The 19,260-nt window shown below is 64.9% G+C and carries 21 protein-coding genes and 1 pseudogene; 9 read left to right on the top strand and 13 right to left on the bottom strand.

Annotated elements, in window-relative coordinates:
* Nucleotides 1-94: 94 nt before the first annotated feature.
* On the bottom strand, nt 95-418 hold the full coding sequence (locus ACTXG5_RS10265) for a hypothetical protein (RefSeq protein WP_445163554.1): 324 nt from the start codon (nt 416-418) through the stop codon (nt 95-97).
* On the opposite strand from ACTXG5_RS10265, the pseudogene ACTXG5_RS10260 reads away from it, so the two are divergent.
* Nucleotides 417-1,576: pseudogene (locus tag ACTXG5_RS10260) on the top strand (acyl-CoA dehydrogenase family protein). The gene ACTXG5_RS10265 and the pseudogene ACTXG5_RS10260 overlap by 2 nt on opposite strands.
* 9 nt (nt 1,577-1,585) lie before the next feature.
* Here ACTXG5_RS10260 and ACTXG5_RS10255 read toward each other — a convergent pair.
* Genes ACTXG5_RS10255 through ACTXG5_RS10245 form a run of 3 tightly spaced genes read right to left on the bottom strand, consistent with a single transcriptional unit; the run spans nt 1,586 to nt 4,233 of the window.
* On the bottom strand, nt 1,586-2,542 hold the full coding sequence (locus ACTXG5_RS10255) for an LLM class F420-dependent oxidoreductase (RefSeq protein ID WP_445163553.1): 957 nt from the start codon (nt 2,540-2,542) through the stop codon (nt 1,586-1,588).
* Between the two features lie 12 nt (nt 2,543-2,554).
* The gene (locus ACTXG5_RS10250; RefSeq protein ID WP_445163552.1) at nt 2,555-3,298 is read right to left on the bottom strand and encodes a hypothetical protein; all 744 of its coding nucleotides are present in this window, start codon (nt 3,296-3,298) and stop codon (nt 2,555-2,557) included.
* Nucleotides 3,298-4,233, bottom strand: a complete 936-nt coding sequence (locus ACTXG5_RS10245; protein WP_445163551.1) for an NAD-dependent epimerase/dehydratase family protein — start codon at nt 4,231-4,233, stop codon at nt 3,298-3,300. Before ACTXG5_RS10245 ends, ACTXG5_RS10250 begins: the two co-directional genes overlap by 1 nt.
* A gap of 184 nt (nt 4,234-4,417) precedes the next feature.
* Between ACTXG5_RS10245 and ACTXG5_RS10240 the strand changes: the two genes are divergently transcribed.
* The 7 genes from ACTXG5_RS10240 to ACTXG5_RS10210 all read left to right on the top strand — a co-directional run bounded on the left by ACTXG5_RS10240 (nt 4,418) and on the right by ACTXG5_RS10210 (nt 10,596).
* A complete protein-coding gene (locus tag ACTXG5_RS10240; protein WP_445163550.1) occupies nt 4,418-4,759 on the top strand; it encodes a hypothetical protein in 342 nt (113 codons plus the stop codon).
* Nucleotides 4,760-4,906: 147 nt separating this feature from the next.
* Nucleotides 4,907-6,562, top strand: a complete 1,656-nt coding sequence (locus tag ACTXG5_RS10235; RefSeq protein ID WP_445163549.1) for a thiolase C-terminal domain-containing protein — start codon at nt 4,907-4,909, stop codon at nt 6,560-6,562.
* The gene (locus ACTXG5_RS10230) at nt 6,559-7,440 is read left to right on the top strand and encodes an alpha/beta hydrolase (RefSeq protein ID WP_445163548.1); all 882 of its coding nucleotides are present in this window, start codon (nt 6,559-6,561) and stop codon (nt 7,438-7,440) included. The genes ACTXG5_RS10235 and ACTXG5_RS10230 overlap by 4 nt, the downstream gene beginning before the upstream one ends.
* The gene (locus ACTXG5_RS10225; RefSeq protein ID WP_445163547.1) at nt 7,440-8,255 is read left to right on the top strand and encodes an NAD(P)-dependent oxidoreductase; all 816 of its coding nucleotides are present in this window, start codon (nt 7,440-7,442) and stop codon (nt 8,253-8,255) included. Before ACTXG5_RS10230 ends, ACTXG5_RS10225 begins: the two co-directional genes overlap by 1 nt.
* On the top strand, nt 8,252-9,061 hold the full coding sequence (locus ACTXG5_RS10220) for an NAD(P)-dependent oxidoreductase (RefSeq protein ID WP_445163546.1): 810 nt from the start codon (nt 8,252-8,254) through the stop codon (nt 9,059-9,061). The genes ACTXG5_RS10225 and ACTXG5_RS10220 overlap by 4 nt, the downstream gene beginning before the upstream one ends.
* A gap of 119 nt (nt 9,062-9,180) precedes the next feature.
* Complete coding sequence (locus tag ACTXG5_RS10215; protein ID WP_445163545.1) at nt 9,181-10,386, top strand: cytochrome P450; 1,206 nt, start codon at nt 9,181-9,183, stop codon at nt 10,384-10,386.
* 9 nt (nt 10,387-10,395) lie between these two features.
* Entirely contained in the window at nt 10,396-10,596 is a 201-nt protein-coding gene (locus ACTXG5_RS10210) for a ferredoxin (RefSeq protein ID WP_445163544.1), read from the top strand.
* A 3-nt stretch (nt 10,597-10,599) separates the two neighbouring features.
* Here the strand turns inward: ACTXG5_RS10210 and ACTXG5_RS10205 are convergent, their stop codons facing one another.
* The 9 genes from ACTXG5_RS10205 to ACTXG5_RS10165 all read right to left on the bottom strand — a co-directional run bounded on the left by ACTXG5_RS10205 (nt 10,600) and on the right by ACTXG5_RS10165 (nt 18,312).
* On the bottom strand, nt 10,600-10,884 hold the full coding sequence (locus tag ACTXG5_RS10205; RefSeq protein ID WP_445163543.1) for a DUF1330 domain-containing protein: 285 nt from the start codon (nt 10,882-10,884) through the stop codon (nt 10,600-10,602).
* Between the two features lie 29 nt (nt 10,885-10,913).
* On the bottom strand, nt 10,914-11,114 hold the full coding sequence (locus ACTXG5_RS10200) for a ferredoxin (protein ID WP_445163542.1): 201 nt from the start codon (nt 11,112-11,114) through the stop codon (nt 10,914-10,916).
* A complete protein-coding gene (locus ACTXG5_RS10195; RefSeq protein WP_445163541.1) occupies nt 11,111-12,394 on the bottom strand; it encodes a cytochrome P450 in 1,284 nt (427 codons plus the stop codon). The genes ACTXG5_RS10200 and ACTXG5_RS10195 overlap by 4 nt, the downstream gene beginning before the upstream one ends.
* 124 nt (nt 12,395-12,518) lie before the next feature.
* Nucleotides 12,519-13,034, bottom strand: a complete 516-nt coding sequence (locus tag ACTXG5_RS10190) for a hypothetical protein (protein WP_445163540.1) — start codon at nt 13,032-13,034, stop codon at nt 12,519-12,521.
* Nucleotides 13,031-13,648, bottom strand: a complete 618-nt coding sequence (locus tag ACTXG5_RS10185) for a TetR/AcrR family transcriptional regulator (protein ID WP_445163539.1) — start codon at nt 13,646-13,648, stop codon at nt 13,031-13,033. The genes ACTXG5_RS10190 and ACTXG5_RS10185 overlap by 4 nt, the downstream gene beginning before the upstream one ends.
* Before the next feature lie 115 nt (nt 13,649-13,763).
* Nucleotides 13,764-14,912 carry a thiolase family protein gene (locus tag ACTXG5_RS10180; protein ID WP_445163538.1) on the bottom strand — a complete coding sequence of 383 codons (1,149 nt, stop codon included), beginning with the start codon at nt 14,910-14,912 and terminating at the stop codon, nt 13,764-13,766.
* A 4-nt stretch (nt 14,913-14,916) separates the two neighbouring features.
* Nucleotides 14,917-15,729, bottom strand: coding sequence for an enoyl-CoA hydratase/isomerase family protein (locus tag ACTXG5_RS10175; protein ID WP_445163537.1), 813 nt, complete (start codon nt 15,727-15,729; stop codon nt 14,917-14,919).
* Nucleotides 15,730-15,774: 45 nt separating this feature from the next.
* Nucleotides 15,775-16,941, bottom strand: coding sequence for an acyl-CoA dehydrogenase family protein (locus tag ACTXG5_RS10170; protein WP_445164352.1), 1,167 nt, complete (start codon nt 16,939-16,941; stop codon nt 15,775-15,777).
* Between the two features lie 72 nt (nt 16,942-17,013).
* A complete protein-coding gene (locus ACTXG5_RS10165; protein ID WP_445163536.1) occupies nt 17,014-18,312 on the bottom strand; it encodes an amidohydrolase family protein in 1,299 nt (432 codons plus the stop codon).
* Between the two features lie 410 nt (nt 18,313-18,722).
* On the opposite strand from ACTXG5_RS10165, the gene ACTXG5_RS10160 reads away from it, so the two are divergent.
* Nucleotides 18,723-19,253, top strand: coding sequence for a carboxymuconolactone decarboxylase family protein (locus ACTXG5_RS10160; protein WP_445163535.1), 531 nt, complete (start codon nt 18,723-18,725; stop codon nt 19,251-19,253).
* Nucleotides 19,254-19,260 lie beyond the last annotated feature (7 nt).

The following is a 19,260-nucleotide window of genomic DNA, read 5'->3' as shown; positions in this document are numbered from 1 at the left end:
CTCGTTGCTCGCCGTGGCCAGGGCACGCGCAATGGGGAACGCAATTTTGCCTGTTGCGCCGATCCCGGACGTTATTCAGCTGGTCGTGACGGTCTCAACGGAATAGGCCGAAACGAATGAGGTCGGGATGGCCGAACGAAAGGCCCACGATGGTCTTGGTCGTTTGCCAGCCGCATTCGCGGTTGTTTTCGTGGCGATGGCAGTTGCGGTGATCGTGACGCCGGCTGTCAGCTCCGCGCAGTGCGGTCAAAACTGCCCGGTGCACGCCATCACCGAGATAGGTGAGCGCCGATACCGTGCCGCCGACCCGCCACTGACCGAGACAGAAGACCCGGCCGAACATCTCAAAACCGAAGATAACGAAGCCGAATGGGGTTTCACGCGTTGAGGTTTCCCGAACCTGACTCGAAGCGGTCATGCAACTCACCTTTGACGCAGAGGTAGAAGCCTTCCGCGCGGAGTTCATCGGCTTTCTCGACGAACATCTGCCGACCCAGGCACAGGCCGCCCAGCGACCTTCGTCGACGTCGCACGTGCCCGAATGGTCGCGGCACTGGCAGCGACTCCAGTTCGACCACGGCTGGCTACTGCCTGGAAACCCACCCGAATTCGGCGGTCGCAACGCCAATATCCTGCAGCAATTCGTGCACCGCGAGGAACTGTCGCGTCGCCGGATCTATCACTGCTTCAATCCCCAAGGCGTCGGCATCATCACGGCGTCACTGCTGTCGTTCGGGACCGACGAGCAAAAACAGCACTGGGCGGTGCCGATCCTGCGGGCGGACATGACCGCGTCATTGGGAATGAGTGAACCAGGAGCCGGCTCCGGACACAGGCGGAATTGGTCGGCGATCACTTCGTGGTCAACGGGCAGAAGCTGTGGACGTCCGGCGCCCACGACGCCGACGTCATCCTGACCTTCGTCCGCACCGATCCAAACGCCCCCAGGCACAAGGGAATCAGCGCCCTGCTGATTCCCACCGCGACTCCGGGGGTGGTGTGCCGACCCTTCGCTTCGGTCTACGACCGCGACGATCTGGACTTCAACGAGGTGTTCTTCAACGACGTTCAGGTACCCGCGGAAAACCTTGTCGGCCCGCAGGGTGGCGGCTGGCAAGTCGCCAACGGCTCGCTCGGTCACGAACGCACGTTGATGTGGATGGCCTTCGCTAACCGGCTCCAGCAGCTTCTCGAGGACTACCGGCCGGCGGACGAGGTGAACGCAGACCACTACGCCACCATCGCGATGGACTATTACGCACTGCGGCTGCTCGGCTCGAGGGCGCTGGGCAGGGCGGCCCGCGGAGAGGTAGACGTGGCGGGCTTATCCGTGCTGAAGGTCTTCGGTTCGGAGGCCGAACAGAGCGCACTCCGGCATGCGCTGGACGCGGCCGATATCGACGGGTTACGAGACAAGGCACTCACCGCGCCGTACAACCCCTACGCCCCAGGCCTTTTCACCGCCAGCTGGTTCAGCCGCTACATCAGCAGTTACGCGGGCACCATCGCGGGCGGTACCTCGGAGATTCAGCGCAATATCATCGCTACGCGGGTGCTGGGTATGCCGTCGCGTTGATGACGGCGATCACAGGGCGGGACACAAGGATGACAGAAACTCCTGGGTCCGCCGTCGCGATTCGGTCCGTTCGGTTGCGTCCTTGCCCAACGGCACAATTCGCGCGGCAAGATCGGTGACACCCGCGTCGCGGTAGCGGCGCAGCCGAGCGAGGATGGTCGAATCATCCCCAGCCGCCATGGTGTCGCCGACATCCTGGGCGTCACCGTGCTCGAGCAGTCGCACATAGTTCGGCGAGAAATCGGCGTGCCCGAGCACCTCGCTCGCGTAGGCGCGAGCATCGTCTGTGTTGTCGTTGGAACAGAGTGCGATCGGAACGCCGGCGACGATCCGCGGCGCCGGCCGGCCGGCCCGGGTAGCTGCCTCAGTGATGCGCGGAACGACGTGGTCGCAGATCGCCCGCTCGTCCGCCATCCAGAGCACCGTGCCGCCGGCTTGCTCCCCGGCGAGGCGCAGCATGGCCGGTCCCAACGCGGACAACAGAATTGGAACGTCGTATATGTCGCTGACATCCACCGGCGCGTGGACGCGATAGCTACCATTGTCGACGTCGACATTCCCCGGTCCGGCGAACGACGCATCGAGCACCTCGAGGTAGTCGCGCATCAAGCGGGCCGGACGGTCGTAGTCCAATCCGAGTTGGCCGTTGACGATCCAATGATGCGACGGCCCGATACCAAGCGTGAACCGCCCGCCGCACGCGATCTGGGTGGTCAGGGCTTGTTGCGCCATGATCAGCGGATGGCGGGTCTGAATCGGAACGACCGCCGTTCCGATTTCGATGCGATCGGTTGCCTGGCCGATCAGCGTCACAGCGGTCATCGCATCGAGATAGCCGGGAACCTGGGGCATCCAAAACGTGGAGAAGCCACCGTTTTCGGCCGCGGCACCGTCGGCGACCAGCCCGGCCAGCCGGTCCGCACTCGGGCGCTCCTTGTCGGAGCCAACCATCAAGCCGATGCGCATGTGGCCCACTGTCTACGGGACATAGCGATCCCACTCATACGGCACCACGGCGAAAAACGGTGCGGCAAACAAGGGTTCGATGCCCGACTCGGCCCAACGGGCCGCCAGCACCGGCCGCAGCCGTTCCGCAGTGGCGATCGGGTCATCATCGAGAAAGCAGTACGTAATCGACTGATTGCCTTGAGCGCTGGCCAAGTTGGCGTCGACCTGGCGCGATAATGCAGACCAGACGCCGGCCACACCCTCGACTTCGACCAGCGGGTTCACCGCGGCCGATCCCCGCTCGACCAACAGGAACGCGCCTCGCACGGGCAGCCAGGGCAGCACATCTGACCCGACCTTGACCCGGGGCGCGGCCGCTCGGGTCTGGACGTCGTACACACCGCGCTCCACCGGTGGCAGCAGCGGGAGTTTGCGCCCGGCGTTCCCGAGTGCCGTTGACAGCTCGTTGAAGCCGTGAAGTCCGGCCGCGTCAGTGAAGAAGTACGTCATCACATGGTCGACCGCGTTCAAAGGTCCACCCCTGACCGCACGTGCGGAGCGGCAGGCCGGCGTGGACACCAGCCGCAACGACGCGCGCACCGCGGCCAGCCGGTGTTGCTCCGGGCGGTGGTCAAGGGTGTGCCAGCGCAGGTACTCGGCGTCTGTTCCGTCGGGATGGCGAGTCGCCATGGAAACGAACAGCGTGGTGATCTCTCCACGCCCGGCGGCGAGGACCTCAGCGACCTCGTCGGATGGCGTGCCGGGAAGCTGCATCACGTACGTCCTTGGGAGCTCGTCGCATCATGCTGGGGGAGTGCGATTTCGGGGTGGCGGGCCTCGATCATGCGCCGGAAGCCGTCCCGCCAGGGCACCTTCGTGCGGCCGAGCACCTCGTGCATGTGGCTGACATCCGGCCACAATGGCGTGTGCGCTTGGGCCGTGTACTCGAAGGTCGGTTCGACACCGATCAACTCACCCATGAAGGTGCAGTAGTCCTCGACACTGACCGTCTCGCTGCCGGCCCAGTTCACCACGACCGGCGGCACCGTGGCGACTTCCAAGGCGCGGATGCCGAGTTCCACGTAGTCGTCTTCGTAGATGGGGTTGTAGTTGTTCGGCTTGTCGGGATGCAGCCGAATGGATTTGCCCGCCAACATCGCATCGAGACGATCGGCGGGCGCCCCGCCCTGCGGACCATACGTCGAACAGATCCGGATGATGGTGAGCGGAATCCGATACTGCCGGGCGATCCACGTGCAAACTGCCTCTGCCGCAACCTTTGACATGCTGTAGTTTGCGCGCAGTGGCACCCCCGGCGGATCGGACTCGGTCAGGGGTCGCTGCCCCTGGTAGGCGTAGATCGAGCCCGTCGAGCAGAAGACGAAGCCCTTGGCGGTGCGGCAGTGGTAAAGCAATTCGCCGGACATCTGCGCGTTGGTTTCGACGCAACGATTCCAGTCGGCTGCGCCGGGATCCACGGCTGCGTGGAAGACATAAGTGAAATCGTCAGGGAGACCTGAGAAGTCGCCGGCACCGATGTCCAGCGCCACGGGCAAGATGGCGGCACCGACGAGTCTTTCCCGGGCTGCGGGGTCTTTCAGCCGGGCGGCACCCCACACCTCGTGTCCCGCCGCGGCCAGGGCGCGAGCGATGGGGAACGCGATCTTGCCGGTCGCCCCGGTGATCAGGATCTTCTCCGCGTCGAGCAAGAAGTCCTCCCAATGTGAAGTACTTGATATGCCGTTTGGAGCATAACGCCCGGCCGATCGGACATGGCACGAGTGGTCGGGCTCGACGTTGTGCCGCCCCCGGTGTTGTCTTACCTGGTCGTGGCCGTGTCAACGGAATAAGCTGAAACGAACAAGGTCGGGATGGCCCAATGGGAGGCCCACTATGAGGTGGTTTCTTGGTCGTTTGACAGCCGCCATCGCGGTCGTCTTCGTGGCGATGGCGGTCACGGTGATCGTGACGCCGGGTATCAGCTCGGCGCAGTGCGATCCCAAAATGTCGTGGAATGAGGCGACCGGCGAGTGCAAACAGCCGGCGGCGCCGCCCGCGTGGTACGTGCCCCCGCCGCCCTACGCGCCATCGTTCGCCGGGCCGGATGTCCCGCCGCCGCCGCAATGGTCGGGGACTCAGCCGCCATGGCCGTGGTGGGCGCCGCACGCTCCGATGTGGAGCACCGGCTTTCAGCAGTGGGGCACTTACGTGGGCGGCGTCTGGGTGCCGAGCTGACGGGGCGGGCGCCCGCCCACCTGACATGCGGCATGAGCTGCCAACGCGTCTGGATCGCCCCTGCCGGACAGTGATAACGTAATTCTCCGATTCGTATAACGGGCCTACCAGACCCTATCGTCGGGCCGTTCGACTCGCGGAGGTGACGTGTCAGCTGCACCGGGCCGCCCGCTGCCCCTGGTCACGGAGGACAACGAATTTTTCTGGACCTCGGGTGCCGACGGAAAGCTACGGCTGCAGGAATGTAAGGCCTGCGAATCGCTGATCCATCCGCCGGCGCCGGTATGCCGCTATTGCCGTTCGCGCGACATCGGCGTGCGCGCGGTCTCCGGCACGGCGACGCTGGCCGGATTCACCATCAACGAGCGGTTCAGCCTGCCCGGGCTGGCGGCGCCCTACGTGATCGCGCAAGTGGCGATCACCGAAGACCCCCGCGTGCGATTGACCACCAACATCGTGGAGTGCGACCCCGATCAGCTCGAACTCGGTCAACAGGTCGAGGTCGTCTTCGAGCAGGTCGAGGACGTCTGGTTTCCGCTGTTCCGACCGGCAAAGGATGCTGAGCGCGCTCCCCTGCCCGCCGACGAAATAGCGCCGGAGCGCTTCGGCGAACACGTGCGCCCGATGTTGACCACGGAGAAATTCGAGGACAAAACCGCCCTCACCGGGATCGGCATGTCGGCGATCGGGCGGCGATTGATGGTGCCGCCGCTGTCGCTGACCATCGATGCGTGCGAGGCGGCGATCGCCGACGCCGGGCTGACTTTCGCAGACATCGACGGCCTGTCAACGTATCCGGGCCCGCTCAACGTCGCCGGCATGGGAGAAGGTGGCGTCACCGCGCTGGAGGCCGCGCTCGGAATCCGGCCGACGTGGCACAACGGCACCATGGAGACGTTCGGCCCGGGCGGCTCGGTGATCTCCGCGATGCTGGCGATCGCCTGCGGGTTGGCGCGTCACGTGTTGTGCTTCCGGACCCTGTGGGAGGCCACCCACGCCGAGCTGATGAAGCAGGGCAAGATCGTCCCGTCGATGGGTCGGATGTCGGGTTGGCAGATGCCATTCGGCGCCACCTCGGCGGCCCACACCTTGGCGATGAACGCGCAGCGCCACTTTCACCGCTATGGCACCACAAAAGAGACGCTGGGCTGGATCGCGTTGAATCAGCGGGCCAACGCCGAGCTGAACCCCACCGCCATCTACCGCTCCCCGATGACGATGGACGACTACCTGAGCGCGCGGCCCATCACCACCCCCTTCGGGCTCTACGACTGCGATGTGCCGTGTGACGCTGCGATCGCGGTCATTGTTTCCGCCGTCGATGCCGCGCGCGATATGCCCAAGCCGCCAGTTTTCGTGGAGGCGGTGGGCACGCAGATCGTCGAGCGGCTGGACTGGGACCAGAGCACGCTCACCCACGAGCCCCAGGTGCTGGGCCAGGCCGCACACGTATGGACCCGCACCTCGCTGCGACCCGCCGACGTCGATGTCGCGGAACTGTACGACGGGTTCAGCTTCAACTGCCTGTCCTGGATCGAGGCCCTGGGCTTCTGCGGAATCGGTGAGGCCAAAGACTTTCTGGACGGCGGTAAGAACATCGCCCGTGACGGCCAGCTACCGCTCAACACCCACGGCGGCCAGCTTTCCCACGGCCGCACCCACGGCATGGGCCTGCTCCACGAGGCCGTCAGCCAGCTGCGCGGCGAGGCGGGTGACCGCCAAGTCGTCGACGCCCGGGTGGGCGTGGTCAGCAGCGGCGGCCTCACTCCCAGCGGCGTGCTCCTGCTGCGGGCCGACGCATGAGCGTCCGTCCCCGGCTGGTGATCGTCGACGGGGTGCCGATGTCGGCGTTGGTCGCCGAGGCCCCCGACCCGAGGGCCGTGATCCTGGCAATCCACGGCGGCGGCACCACCGCGGTCTACTTCGACTGCCCCGGTCACCCGTCGTATTCGCTGTTACGGGCCGGTGCGGCAGCGGGATTCACCGTGGTGGCCCTGGACCGGCCGGGCTACGGCAGCTCGGCGCCCTATCCCGAGGCGATGGTCGAGCCCGAGCAGCGCATCAACCTGACATACGGGGCGGTCGATCGCATCCTCGGCGAACGACCAAGCGGCGCAGGATTATTCGTGATGGGCCATTCGGGCGGATGCGAACTGACGATGCGGATGGCCGCCGACGAGCGCGGCGCCGATCTGCTCGGCATCGAACTGGTCGGCACCGGACGGCACTATCACCCCGCGGCGCGCGAAATGCTGAAGTCGGCCACGCGTGAACGCCGCCCGTCCGGGCTGCGCGAGCTGTTGTGGCACCCGGAGCACTTGTACCCGCCCGAGATCCTCACCGGGGTCACGGTTTCCCCAACGGCCCCGGCCTACGAGGACCAGATGGTGTCGGACTGGGCACGCCAAACCTTCCCGACGCTGGCCCCCGCCGTGCGGGTGCCGGTGCACTTCAGCATCGCCGAGCACGAAAAGGTCTGGCAGACCGATGCTTCGGCAGTGGAGGAGATCACCGCGATGTTCTCCGCCGCGCCGCGCTTCACCGTGCACCGGCATCCTGAGGCCGGGCACAACATCAGCCTCGGTCACACCGCCCCGGAGTACCACGCGGAGGTTCTTTCGTTCGCCGACGAGTGTGTGACTGCAGCGTCACGTTCGGCGGAGGAAGAGGAGGCCGGTTGATGCGGGTGGGATTCATCGGGTTGGGCAGCCAGGGCGGGCCCATGGCCCGGCGGATCATCGAGGGCGGCTTCGCGACGACGCTGTGGGCGCGCCGACCCGCAACGGTCGAGCCGTTCGCCGACACCCCCGCGGAAGTCGCCCAGTCACCGGCCGAACTTGCCGCGGCCAGCGATCTGGTCTGCCTCTGTGTCGTCGGCGAAGCCGACATCGACGAAATCACCAACGGTGAGCACGGGCTGCTCGCGGGGCTCAAGCCCGACAGCGTGATTGCGGTGCACAGCACGGTGCACCCCAACACCTGCAAAGCGCTGGCGAAAGAGGCCAGCGGCAAGGGTGTTTCGGTGATCGACGCCCCGGTCAGCGGCGGCGGCCCGGCGGCCGACGAGGGTCGTCTGGTGGTGATGGTCGGCGGCGAGGCCGACGCTGTCGAACGCTGCCGTCCGGTCTTTGAAACCTATGGCGACCCCGTGGTCCACCTCGGCGAACTGGGCTCCGGGCAAACCACCAAGCTGCTCAACAACTTGCTGTTCACCGCCCACCTGGGAACCGCGGCCACCGCCCTTTCGCTGGCGCAGTCCCTTGGCGTGGCTCCAGACCGGCTTATCGAAGTCGTCTCACGCAGCAGCGGAAACAGCTTTGCGCTCAATGCAATTGGTGGGACCGGCGGACTGGACCGGCTGGCCGGCCTGGCCGGCACGCTGCTGCAGAAGGACGTCCGGCTGGTCGTCGACCTCGCCGAAGCGGCTGCCGCCCGCGCGGGCGCCGTGCTCGAAGCGGCCGACGCCGCCCTGACCCTGATGGATCACCCCAGGTGAAAGTCGGGTTCATCGGCGCCGGGCGGATGGGCCGCGAGATGGTGGCGCGTCTTGCGGCGGCCGGCCACGACGTCCGGGTGTTGGTCCGCGACCCGGCGGATCACGCCAAGCGGCGCGATCTCGAGCAGCTGGGCGCGGCCGTGGTGAACGAGGTGGCTGACACCGCCGCGCAGGCCGACGTGGTCGTGCTCTGCGTGTTCACCGACCAACAGGTACGCCAGGTCTGCCTGGACAGCGCTCTGCTGTCCAGCATGGAGTCGGGCTCGACGCTGGTCGTGCACACCACAGCCAGTCCGAAAACGATCGAAGCCATCGCCGGCCGCCGCGACGATGTCGATGTCGTCGATGCGCCGGTCAGCGGAGGCCCGCACGACATCGCGGCGGGCAAGCTCACGCTGTTCGTGGGCGGTGCCGATGACGCCGTGACACGGCTGCAACCGATATTGGGCTGCTACGGCGATCCGGTCCTGCACGTCGGCCCGATCGGTGCCGGTCAGACGGTGAAGCTGGTCAACAACGCGCTGTTCGCCGGTCACATCGGGCTGCTCGCGGAGTCAATCCGGCTGGGCGAGCGACTTGGCGTTCCGGAGTCGACCGTGCTCGGGGCACTGGCACACGGCAGCGCCACCAGCCGGGTGCTGGACATTGTGGCCGCGCGAGGTTCCGTCGCGGGGTTCATCGAGGCAGCCGGGGAGTTCGTCGGCAAAGACGTGGCAGTCGTCCGCAGCATCGCCGAGGACCTCGGCAGCGACCTCGGCGCCCTGGACGACGTCATCGAAGTCCTGGGTGCCGGCGGAAAGGTTTGAATGACGCCACTGCGGTCCTTTTCGGTTCGCCATGAAAGCGCTACCGTTAGCGTTACAGTCAGGCATTCGATCGTAACGGTTCCAGCCCGCCCCAACCCTCACCGCTGAGGAGGATGTCAGTGACAAAACCGAAGATCGTCTTCGATCCGTATTCCGAGGACTACTACAACAACCCGTTCGACATATATCGACAGATGCGCGAGGAAGCGCCGCTGTATTACGACGAAAAAGAGGACTTCTACGCGCTGACCCGTCACGAAGACGTGGCGGCGGCATTCAAAGACTTCGAGACGTATTCCTCGGCACGCGGCTGCGACCTGGCGATGGTGCGCAGAGGCATATCCCCCGAGCAGAAGTCGATTATCTTCATGGACCCGCCCGAACACCGCCATATGCGCAGCCTGCTCAACAAGGCGTTCACCCCGCGGGCGATTCAATCGCAACTGGAAACGATCCACGAGGTGATCGACAAATACCTGGGCGCCCTCGACCCCGACCACTTCGATGTGGTGCAGGACTTCTCCGGGCCGTTCCCGGTGGAGGTCATCACCCGGATGGCCGGGGTACCAGAGGAATACCGCCAGCAGGTGCGCCACTGGATCGACACCAGCCTGCATCACGAGCCCGGACAGATCGAGATCAGCGAAGCCGGCATGCAGGCCAACATCGACACGGCGATGTACTACTTCGGCCTGATCCAAGAGCGGCGCACGGACCCGCAGGACGACATGATCAGCAGGCTGATCGCGGCCGAGATCCCCGGCGAAGACGGTCAGACCCGCCAGCTCGACGACATCGAAATCACCGGTTTCGCGACCCTTTTGGGCGGGGCGGGCGCCGAGACCGTCACCAAGCTGATCGGAAACGCGGCGGTCATCTTCGCCCGTCACCCCGACCAGTGGCAGAAGCTGCAGGAAGACCGCGACAAGATCCCCGGAGCCGTCGAAGAGCTATTGCGCTACGAGGGGCCGGTCCAATACAACGTCCGCTACACCCTCAAGGAGGCACACGTCAGCGGTGGCGTGATTCCGCCATTCAAGCCGGTGTTCCTCTGCGGCGCCGCAGCGAACCGCGATCCGGAAGCCTTCACCGACGCCGACACCTTCGACATTGAGCGCGACCAGACCGAGGCACAGCACGTCGGCCTCGGGTATGGAATTCACAGCTGCCTGGGCGCGGCGCTGGCCCGGCTGGAAAGCAGGATCGCGCTGGAGCGACTGGTCGAGTTCATGCCGCGCTACGAGGTGGACTGGGACGGGTGCAAACGGGTGAACATGCAAAACGTGGCGGGCTGGAAGACCGTACCCGTCACGGTGCTTCGGTAAGGGGTCGCGATGACGAAGAAGATCGAAGTCGATTGGGGACTCTGCGAGAGCAATGGTGTCTGCATGGGCATCAATCCGGACATCTTCGAGCTCGGCGACGACGACATGCTGACTGTCCACCAGGAAGAAGTCACCCCGGAGAACGAGGCGGACGTGCGCGAGGCCGTCCGTCAATGCCCCCGGCAGGCTATCGCGATCGTGGGAGACTAGCGATCAGAACCCGGCGAGGATGACGGCGTTGCAGTCGGCGGCTGCTTGGCGCAGTTTCGCCGCCTTCTGGTAGCCCTCGGATTCGTACCAGGCGCGGGCGGCGTCGACCGACTCGAACTCCAGCACGACGGTCTGGTCACCGTGCCAGCTGCCCTCAATGACTTTGGGCGCGGTGTCCACCGCGAGAATGGTGGCACCGCTCATCGCTGCACCGGCAGCCTTGCCGTAAGCCTTCATGCCCTCCGGGTCCTTGATGGCCTCGGTAAGGATGACGTATCCCTTAGCCATTGAATCTCCTTACGTCGATGCGAATCTGGTCAGGTCTCATCTTTGATCTCACTGATGGCCTGCTCGGGGCAGCATTGGATGGCCTCCTGTGTGTCGGCTTCCAATTCCGCTGGGACATCGGAAGTTATCGACTCCGCATAGCCGTCGTCGGTGAGGCTGAACACGTCCGGGCAGAGCGTGAGACACATCCCGTGACCGCGACAGCGCTGATCGTCTACCCAGACCTTCATGCCAGCGTGAACTCTAAGTGCAATTCGGTTAGGCCACGCAAAATGTACGTCGGAACATATTGATAGCGGCGATCATTCGCCGGCCCATGAACAGCCTCGTTGATCCTGATGTCGGTCGTGCGGTCCAGCAGCCGTTCGATCGCCACCCGGGTTTCGGCTCGCGCCAGCGGCGCACCGGGGCAGCTGTGAATGCCACGGCCGAACGAGATGTGCTGACGAGCATTCTTGCGTTCCGGGTCGAAGGTGGTGGGGTCGTCGAACCGGCGCGGATCGCGGTTGGCGGCCGCCTGCACGATCATCACGGTGGTGCCGGCGGGCAGGTCGACGCCACCGAGGTTGACCGGCGTTCGGTTCATCCGGAAGTCGCCCTTGACGGGGCTCTCGTGGCGAAGCGACTCTTCGATGAAGTTCGGGAGCAGGCTCCGGTCCTTGCGCAACTGCGCCTGGATGTCGGGGCGCTCCCCGAGCGTCTGCAGCGCGGCGCCGAGAAGACGCACGGTGGTCTCCTGGCCCGCCGAGAAGACGTTCGCCGCGACGCGCGCCACGTCTTCGACCTCGGGCATCGAGCCGTCGGGGAAGGTCGCCGTCGCCAGGCCGGTCAGCACATCATCGCGGGGCGCACCGCGGCGGTCGGAGACATAGTCGGAGAAGAGGCCGTAGAGGAACTCCAGCGGACTGTGCGACAGCGACTCCTTGCCGGTGCCCCCAATGCCGCCACCCGCGTGCTCGGCAATGCCCTTGACGAACTTGTCGCGATCCTCCATCGGCACACCCAGCAGGTCGGCGATGACCAGCAGCGTGAACGGGCTGGCGAAGCCCTTGATGAACTCGCCGTGTCCTGGCGCCAGGAAGTCGTCGAGTGCCTGGTCGGCGAGCGCCCACATCGCGTCCTCGTTCTCCTTGAGGCGCTTCGGGGTGATCAGCCGCATCAACAACGAGCGGTGGTTGGTGTGGGTCGGCGGGTCGAGCGTGGGCAGTTGGTCGCTGAAGGGCAGCTCGTCGCGGTGCTGCTCGATCAGCTCGGTAATGTCAGTGCCCCCCAGGCCCTCGAGGCTTACCGGAAAGCCGGGGAACGGCCCGGTCACGGAGATGCAGGAGGACCACGTCTCGGCGTCGTTCAGAACGGCGCAGGCTTCTTCCCAGCCGGTCACCATGGTGACCCCGTGGTGGTCTTCCCGGGTCACCGGGCACTGCTCCCGCAGCGCCTCGTAGTACGGGTAGGGATCCGCGATGAGCTCTTTGCCGCGGAAGAAGTCCAACTTGGAGAAGTCGTTCGCCATCTTGCTCCGTTTCGAATCTCAGCAGTGAGAATGAGCCTCTCAGAGATGAGTATTAGATTTCCACACGTCGCGATCGCCGTCAACGACGGGGGCCGCTGTTCGAGCCCGGCCGGAGGCCGCAGGTTTAGCTGGCCGGGACCAGATCAGCCGCCACCGACGGGCAGGCCAGCAGCCCGCTCCGGAAGTTTTCGGTGTGACCGATCGCGTACTCCGGTATGGCGGTGGCGGCCAGCGCCTTGCCCTTGAACATCTGCGCGGCCCTGCTCAGCCGGTGTTGCACCCGGCCGACACTGCCATCGAGCTCTGCGGGCCAGGTGTCCCCCCACAGCGTGACCTCGGTGACGCCGTGATCGAGGGCCTGCAATACGCCCTGCCGTACCCGCGAATCGCAGCCCACCAGATCCGCCGCGGCCGCCAGGGCCTGCGGACGGGGGCGGAGCTCGACCGACGCCAGGGCACATTCGAGGTCGAGCATCCGGGCTCCGATGATCTGCAGCGGCCGCAGATCGGGATGATCGGCAAGGTCGGTGAGAAGGACAGTGACGTCCCATCCGGCCATCGACCGGTCGAACAGCCACCCCCCGGCGAACCGCACCACGTCGACCACGCTCGAGGCGACCACATCGAGCCGGTACCTCATGTCGTGCTCGGGGGCCTGTTCGGCGGCATGAAGTCCCGCGCCAGCATCTCCGCGTACTGCTTGAACACCTCGGCCAGTGGTATCGAAGGATCGAGCAACCATGTGGTTTCCATTCCGTGGACGAAGGCAAGTATTTCCACTGCCTTGATGGTGGGGTCTATGTCCGCGCGATACTGGCCGTCGGCCTGACCAGTGCGAATCAGCTCGGCGACGATGTCGACCGCTTCCCGGTGTCGCGCCAGCATTCGGTCGTGCAACGGAGCGTCGGGAAGGATGTTCTCGACCAGCAGCACCGTGAACGTGCCGACCAATTCGGGCGCCCGGTGGAATCGATCGGCGACCTGCGAGATCTGGGCCATCAGGTCGCCGGTCCGGTCGGCGTGGGAATCGTCATCCTGATCGCGGGCATCCAGCACCGCGTGCAGCAGCTGCTCTTTGGACTCGAAGTGATGCAGCAGTCCCGCCGGGGTGACTCCGGCTTCGCCGGCGATCTGGGCCAGCGTGGTGTTGCGCCAGCCGTTGCGGGTGAGCAAGCGTTGCGCGACCGCGAGGATCCGCTGCTTGCGGTCCTCACCTTTGGCGAGAAGCGTGTCGTAACGCCGCGCGTCGGGCACCCGGGCTCCTTTGACCGGTTGGTGGGCTGAACCAACCTAGTGAACACACAGTAGGTTGGTTTGCCAGCTGTGACAAGGGTCTCAGAGTGACTCTTAAAAACTTCTTTGGTCGGTGTTACGCGACCAATTCGACCAGGGTGGCATTGGCCGTCCCGCCGCCTTCGCACATGGTCTGCAGCCCGTAGCGAATCCCGTTATCGCGCATGTGGTGCGCCAACCGCGTCATCAACACAGCACCGGATGCGCCCAGCGGGTGCCCCAGCGCGATGGCGCCACCCAGCGGATTGACCCGGCCCGGATCGGCGCCCGTCTCGGCAATCCAGGCCAGCGGGACCGGCGCGAAGGCTTCGTTCACCTCGAATGCGCCCACCTCTGACAACGAGACGCCCGCCTTGTTCAGCACCTTTTCGGTCGCCGGAATGGGGCCGGTGAGCATGAGCACGGGATCCGCCCCGGTGACGGCTCCGGCGCGGTAGCGCACGATCGGAGTCAGCCCCAGCTCGACGGCCATTTCCGAAGTCGTCACCAGCAGCGCGGCCGCGCCGTCGGAGATCTGCGAGGAGTTGCCCGCGTGGATGACACCGTCTTCGGCGAACGCGGGCTTGAGTGTGCCCAGCTTTTCCACGGTGCTGCCCCGCCGCACACCCTCGTCCGCAGCCACGATCGTCTCGTCATCGGTGATGACCACGATCATCTGATCGGTGAAGGCGCCGCTGTCCTGGGCCGCGGCGGCCCGTTCGTGGGATTGTGCGGAAAATTCATCGAGCTGGCTGCGGGAGAAGCCCCACTTCTTGGCGATCATTTCCGCCGACAGACCCTGGTTGAAGGAAAAGCCGTCGTAGCGGGCGAGGACTTTCGGTCCGTAGGGCGTGCCGGTTGCCCTGGCCGAACCCAACGGAACGCGGCTCATGACCTCGACGCCGCCGGCCACGACGACGTCTTGCTGGCCCGACATCACCGCGTGCACCGCGAAGTCGAGGGCCTGCTGGCTGGAACCACAGGCCCGGTTGACCGTGGTCCCGGGGATGCTCTCGGGCCAGCCGGCAGCCAGGACCGCGTAGCGCCCGATGTTGCTGGACTGGTCGCCGACCTGGGATACGCATCCCCAGATCACGTCGTCGACGATCTCCGGGCCCACACCGGCGCGTTCCAGCACCTCGTTGAGGACGATCGCGGACAAGTCCGCGGCGTGCATGCCCGACAGCCCGCCATTGCGTTTTCCGACCGGCGTGCGCACCGCCTCGACGATGACTGTCTCCCGCATATCCCTACTCCGATTCCTTGTCAGATTTTGATAGCGCCCACCGGCCAGTAAACGACGGCTCCCGTCGCTCGCTGAAGGCGGCATAGGCGGCGGCCGCATCCGCCGTCGCAAAATTCCCGACCTGCGCTCGCGCCTCGTTGGCCAGCGCGTCGCGCATGGTGCGGTCGGCGCCCTCATTCAACAGGGCTTTGGTCTGAGCCAACGCGATCGGTGGCCCCGCCGCCAGCCGGTCGCTCAGATCCTTGACGAAGGCGTCGATCTCCGCGGCGGACACCACCCAGGTGACCAGGTTGAGGGCGTGGGCCTCCGCGGCGTCAATGGTCTCTGCCAGCAGCACGAGCCGCTTAGCCTGTTGCAGGCCAACAAGTTTCGGTAACAACCAGGAACCGCCGAGATCGATTGACAGACCTCGCTTGGAAAAGATCTGGGAGAACGTCGATTCCGGCGTCGCGACCACCAAATCACAGCCCAGCGCCAGGTTCCATCCGGCTCCGACCGCGACGCCCGTCACTTTGGCCACCGTCGGTATCGGAAGTTCGTGTAGCGCCAGCGCTACGTCGGTCAGGCGCTGCAGCTTGTATTTCGGGTGAATGTCGTCCGGGATCGAAATGTCGGCGCCAGAGCAAAAGCTCCCGCCGGCACCGGTGATCACCAGCGCACGCACGCTGCGGTCACGGCCAGCGGCGTGCAGCGCGTCGCGCAACGCAATCCACAACTCCGGGCTGATGGCGTTTTTGCGATGCGGACGATTCAGGGTCAGCGTGCGCACCCCATCGCCGTCATCGGACAGCAGCACGGGGTCGGCGGATGCGGTCATCGGCGCATGACCGGCTTCACGTCACCATGCCGCCGCAGCTGCCCATTAATAGCTCCTCGGCAATTTCAGGACATTGGATCCCAGGAAGTTCAGGATCATCTCCTGACTGACGGGTGCGATCTTCATCAGCCGGGCTTCACGGAAGTAGCGCGTGATGTGGTATTCCTCCGCGTAGCCCATGCCGCCGTGAGTTTGCAAGGCGCGGTCAGCTGCGGTGAAGCCCGCTTCGGCGCAAAGGTATTTGGCGGTATTTGCTTCGCGCCCACAGGGTTTGCCGTTGTCGTAGAGCCAGGTGGCCTTGCGCAACATCAGCTCGGCGGCGTCGAGCTGGGCCAGTGAATCCGCGAGGGGAAACTGGATACCCTGGTTCATGCCGATCGGCCGGCCGAAGACCACGCGCTCGTTGCCGTACTTCACCGCTTTCTCCAGCGCCACCCGCCCGATGCCGAGTGCCTCTGCCGCGATCAGCATCCGCTCGGGGTTCAGGCCGTCGAGAATGTACTGAAATCCCTTGCCTTCCTCCCCAACTCGATCCTCGATCGGCACCTCGAGATTGTCGATGAACAACTCGTTGGAGCTCACGGCGTTGCGGCCCATCTTGCGGATCGGGCGGATGTCGATTCGGCTCCGATCGAGGTCGGTGAGGAACAGCGTCATCCCGTCGGTCTTCTTGGCGACTTCGTCGTACGTCTTAGTGCGGGTAAGCAGCAGGATCTTGTCCGACTCCATCGCCTTGGAGATCCACACCTTGCGGCCGTTGACCACATACCGATCGCCGTCGCGTTTGGCGAACGTGGTGATACGCGAAGTGTCAAGCCCGGCACCGGGTTCGGTGACTCCGAAGCAGATATGCACCTCACCGCTCGCGACCGGGGGCAACGTGCGCGCCTTGAGTTCGTCGGACCCGTGTACCACCACAGGCTGCATGCCGAAGATCGACAGATGGATTGCGCTGGCCGCATTCATCGCACCGCCGGACCTGGCGACCTCCTCGAGCAACAGTGTGGCTTCGGTGATTCCGAGGCCATGGCCGCCGTACTCGGTTGGGATCGTCATGCCAAGCCAGCCGCCGTCGGCTATTGCCTGGTAGAACTCGGCCGGAAATTCGTGCGCCTGGTCCTTTTCCATCCAGTACTGGTCGTCGAATTTCCGCGCCAGCTCGGCGACCGACTTGCGGATCAGCTCCTGGTCGTCGGTCAGCTCAAAATTCATCCCATCGCCGGGCACGGCAAGATCTCCTTAGGTCAGTTGATGCACCGGCGCGCGGGTTCCTCCGGTGGCGCGTCAGTCCTTGTTGCCGCTGAGCGCTTTCGCGTTGGCCGCGAAATCCGCGAAGGACGCGCCGCCTCGGGAGTCCTTTTCGTGGCCCTGCGCCCTTATGGACACGTCGTGCCCCTCGGCGGCCTTGCGCAGCGCACCGACCGTCGCCTGTTCGCGCGAGATGTGGGTGAACGGATCGAACGAATACCAACGCATGGCGTTCTCGTAGGTCATCTTGTTGATCTCGTCGTCAGGAACGTCGTTCAACGACAACACATCCCACAGCTCTTCCGGCGCACCCGGCCACATCGAGTCACTGTGCGGGTAGTCGGCCTCCCAACAGATGTTGTCGATGCCGATCATGTTGCGCAGCTTAACGCCCACCTTGTCGCTGATGAAGCACGTCAGGAAGTGCTCCCGGAAGACCTCGCTGGGCAGCTTGCCCTTAAAGTCCTGGTGGGTCCAGGTCGAATGCATCTCGTAGGTGCGGTCCGCTCGCTCGAGGAAGTAGGGGATCCAGCCGGTGCCGCCCTCGGACAGGCCGACCTTGAGGCCGGGGTAATCCTTGATCGGCTTGGACCACAGCAGATCCGCGGCGGCCTGCACGATGTTCATCGGCTGCAGCGTGATCATCACATCCATCGGTGCATCGGGCGCCGTGATCGCCAGTCGGCCCGAGGATCCGATGTGCACGTTCATCACGGTGTCGGTGTCGACCAACGCTTTCCATAGCGGGGTCCAGTAATCGTTGTGGAAGCTGGGGTAACCCATCGCCGCCGGGTTCTCGGTGAATGTCAGCGCGTGCACACCCTTTTTCGAGACCCGCCGCACCTCGGCGGCACACGCCTCGGCATCCCAGATCACCGGAATCGCCATCGGGATGAACCGCGCCGGGTACGCCCCGCACCATTCTTCGATGTGCCAGTCGTTGTAGGCCTGCACCAGCGCGATCGAAAAGTCGTGGTCGTCGGTGGCGAACAGCCGCCCCGCAAAGCCCGGAAACGACGGGAAGCAGATCGAGGCCAGAATGCCGCCGGCGTTCATGTCCTTGACTCGCTCGTCGACGTCGTAGCAGCCCCGCCGGATCTCGTCGAGCCCCGTCGGCTCGATGCCGTACTCCTCCTTGGGACGGCCGGCGACCGCGTTGAGCGCGACGTTCGGGATCACCGTGTCGCGGAACTTCCACATGTCCGATCCGTCGGCGTTGTGCACCAGGCGTGGCGCGTCGTCCTGATACTTAGCCGGTAGGTGGTCTTTGAACATGTTCGGCGGCTCGACAGTGTGGTCGTCCACGCTGATCAGAATCATGTCCTCTTTGTTCATGACCGTTCCTCTCCATCGGATCCATTAGCAGGCGACTCCCAGGGCGTCGGCTCTCAGCCCTCTACCTCTGAAAACTAGCTTCTCGCCATGTGAGAATCAACATTCACCAGCTCGATCCGGCAAATCCGGCGGCCGTTCCGGAACCCCCCATCGCAGTCCGGATCGCCCTCTCACGTGCGACTACACGATCACAGAAATGCCAGCACCGTGCATCCGTTCAACAAATGAACCAAAAATTTGTTACTCGACTCCGATTCGATCGCCGGACCCTCGACAAACCGGTGCGCGGCCACCCACCAGTCACGCGGCGCGGGTCCCTGACCTGTTGGCATTGACCAAGCGAACGAATCGTGCAAGTCTGTTAGTTGTAAATGAGAATATGATTCTCTTTGGCCGAGAGGACTCTCACAATGCGCCTGCCGCCGCTGCCGGCTGATCAGTGGGATGAGGCCGTCCAGCGCGCGCTTGCGCCCATGCTGCCCGCGGACGGCCCGCGCGACGCCAACAACGCGCTGGCCACCTTCGCTCACCACCCCGCGCTGGCCAAGGCGTTTCTCCGGTTCAACGTCCACCTGTTGTACTCATCCACGCTGCCGGCCCGCATCCGTGAGCTGGCCATCCTGCGGGTCGCGCATCGTCGCGACTGCGCCTACGAGTGGTCTCATCACGTCAGCATGGCCAAGGACGAGGGAATCACCGACGACGAGATCGCCGCGGTCCAACGAGGCGAGGGCGCGGACGAGTTCGACAGCACAGTGATCACCGGGGTCGATGAACTCGACGAGAAATCGCAGCTGTCTGACCAAACCTGGGCGGCACTCGGCGAGCGCCTCAACGATCAGCAACGCATGGATTTCGTCTTCACGGTCGGCTGCTACACCCTGCTGGCCATGGCCTTCAACACTTTTGGCATCCAGCTCGAGCACGCCGACCAGCACTGACAAGAGA

It is taken from the genome of Mycobacterium sp. Dal123C01 (assembly GCF_052566995.1).
The sequence above is the reverse complement of the archived record's forward strand: the minus strand, read 5'-3'. Positions and strand labels throughout refer to the sequence as shown.

Bases quoted from the DNA above. Each gene is read 5' to 3' on its own strand.
- ACTXG5_RS10205 (WP_445163543.1), bottom strand. From the start codon at position 10,884: ATGGCTAAGGGATACGTCATCCTTACCGAGGCCATCAAGGACCCGGAG.
- ACTXG5_RS10180 (WP_445163538.1), bottom strand. From the start codon at position 14,912: ATGCGGGAGACAGTCATCGTCGAGGCGGTGCGCACGCCGGTCGGAAAA.
- ACTXG5_RS10195 (WP_445163541.1), bottom strand. From the start codon at position 12,394: ATGGCGAACGACTTCTCCAAGTTGGACTTCTTCCGCGGCAAAGAGCTC.
- ACTXG5_RS10265 (WP_445163554.1), bottom strand. From the start codon at position 418: ATGACCGCTTCGAGTCAGGTTCGGGAAACCTCAACGCGTGAAACCCCA.
- ACTXG5_RS10160 (WP_445163535.1), top strand. From the start codon at position 18,723: ATGCGCCTGCCGCCGCTGCCGGCTGATCAGTGGGATGAGGCCGTCCAG.
- ACTXG5_RS10165 (WP_445163536.1), bottom strand. From the start codon at position 18,312: ATGAACAAAGAGGACATGATTCTGATCAGCGTGGACGACCACACTGTC.
- ACTXG5_RS10225 (WP_445163547.1), top strand. From the start codon at position 7,440: ATGCGGGTGGGATTCATCGGGTTGGGCAGCCAGGGCGGGCCCATGGCC.
- ACTXG5_RS10210 (WP_445163544.1), top strand. From the start codon at position 10,396: ATGACGAAGAAGATCGAAGTCGATTGGGGACTCTGCGAGAGCAATGGT.
- ACTXG5_RS10170 (WP_445164352.1), bottom strand. From the start codon at position 16,941: ATGAATTTTGAGCTGACCGACGACCAGGAGCTGATCCGCAAGTCGGTC.
- ACTXG5_RS10200 (WP_445163542.1), bottom strand. From the start codon at position 11,114: ATGAAGGTCTGGGTAGACGATCAGCGCTGTCGCGGTCACGGGATGTGT.
- ACTXG5_RS10175 (WP_445163537.1), bottom strand. From the start codon at position 15,729: ATGACCGCATCCGCCGACCCCGTGCTGCTGTCCGATGACGGCGATGGG.
- ACTXG5_RS10250 (WP_445163552.1), bottom strand. From the start codon at position 3,298: ATGCAGCTTCCCGGCACGCCATCCGACGAGGTCGCTGAGGTCCTCGCC.
- ACTXG5_RS10240 (WP_445163550.1), top strand. From the start codon at position 4,418: ATGAGGTGGTTTCTTGGTCGTTTGACAGCCGCCATCGCGGTCGTCTTC.
- ACTXG5_RS10190 (WP_445163540.1), bottom strand. From the start codon at position 13,034: ATGAGGTACCGGCTCGATGTGGTCGCCTCGAGCGTGGTCGACGTGGTG.
- ACTXG5_RS10255 (WP_445163553.1), bottom strand. From the start codon at position 2,542: ATGCGCATCGGCTTGATGGTTGGCTCCGACAAGGAGCGCCCGAGTGCG.
- ACTXG5_RS10230 (WP_445163548.1), top strand. From the start codon at position 6,559: ATGAGCGTCCGTCCCCGGCTGGTGATCGTCGACGGGGTGCCGATGTCG.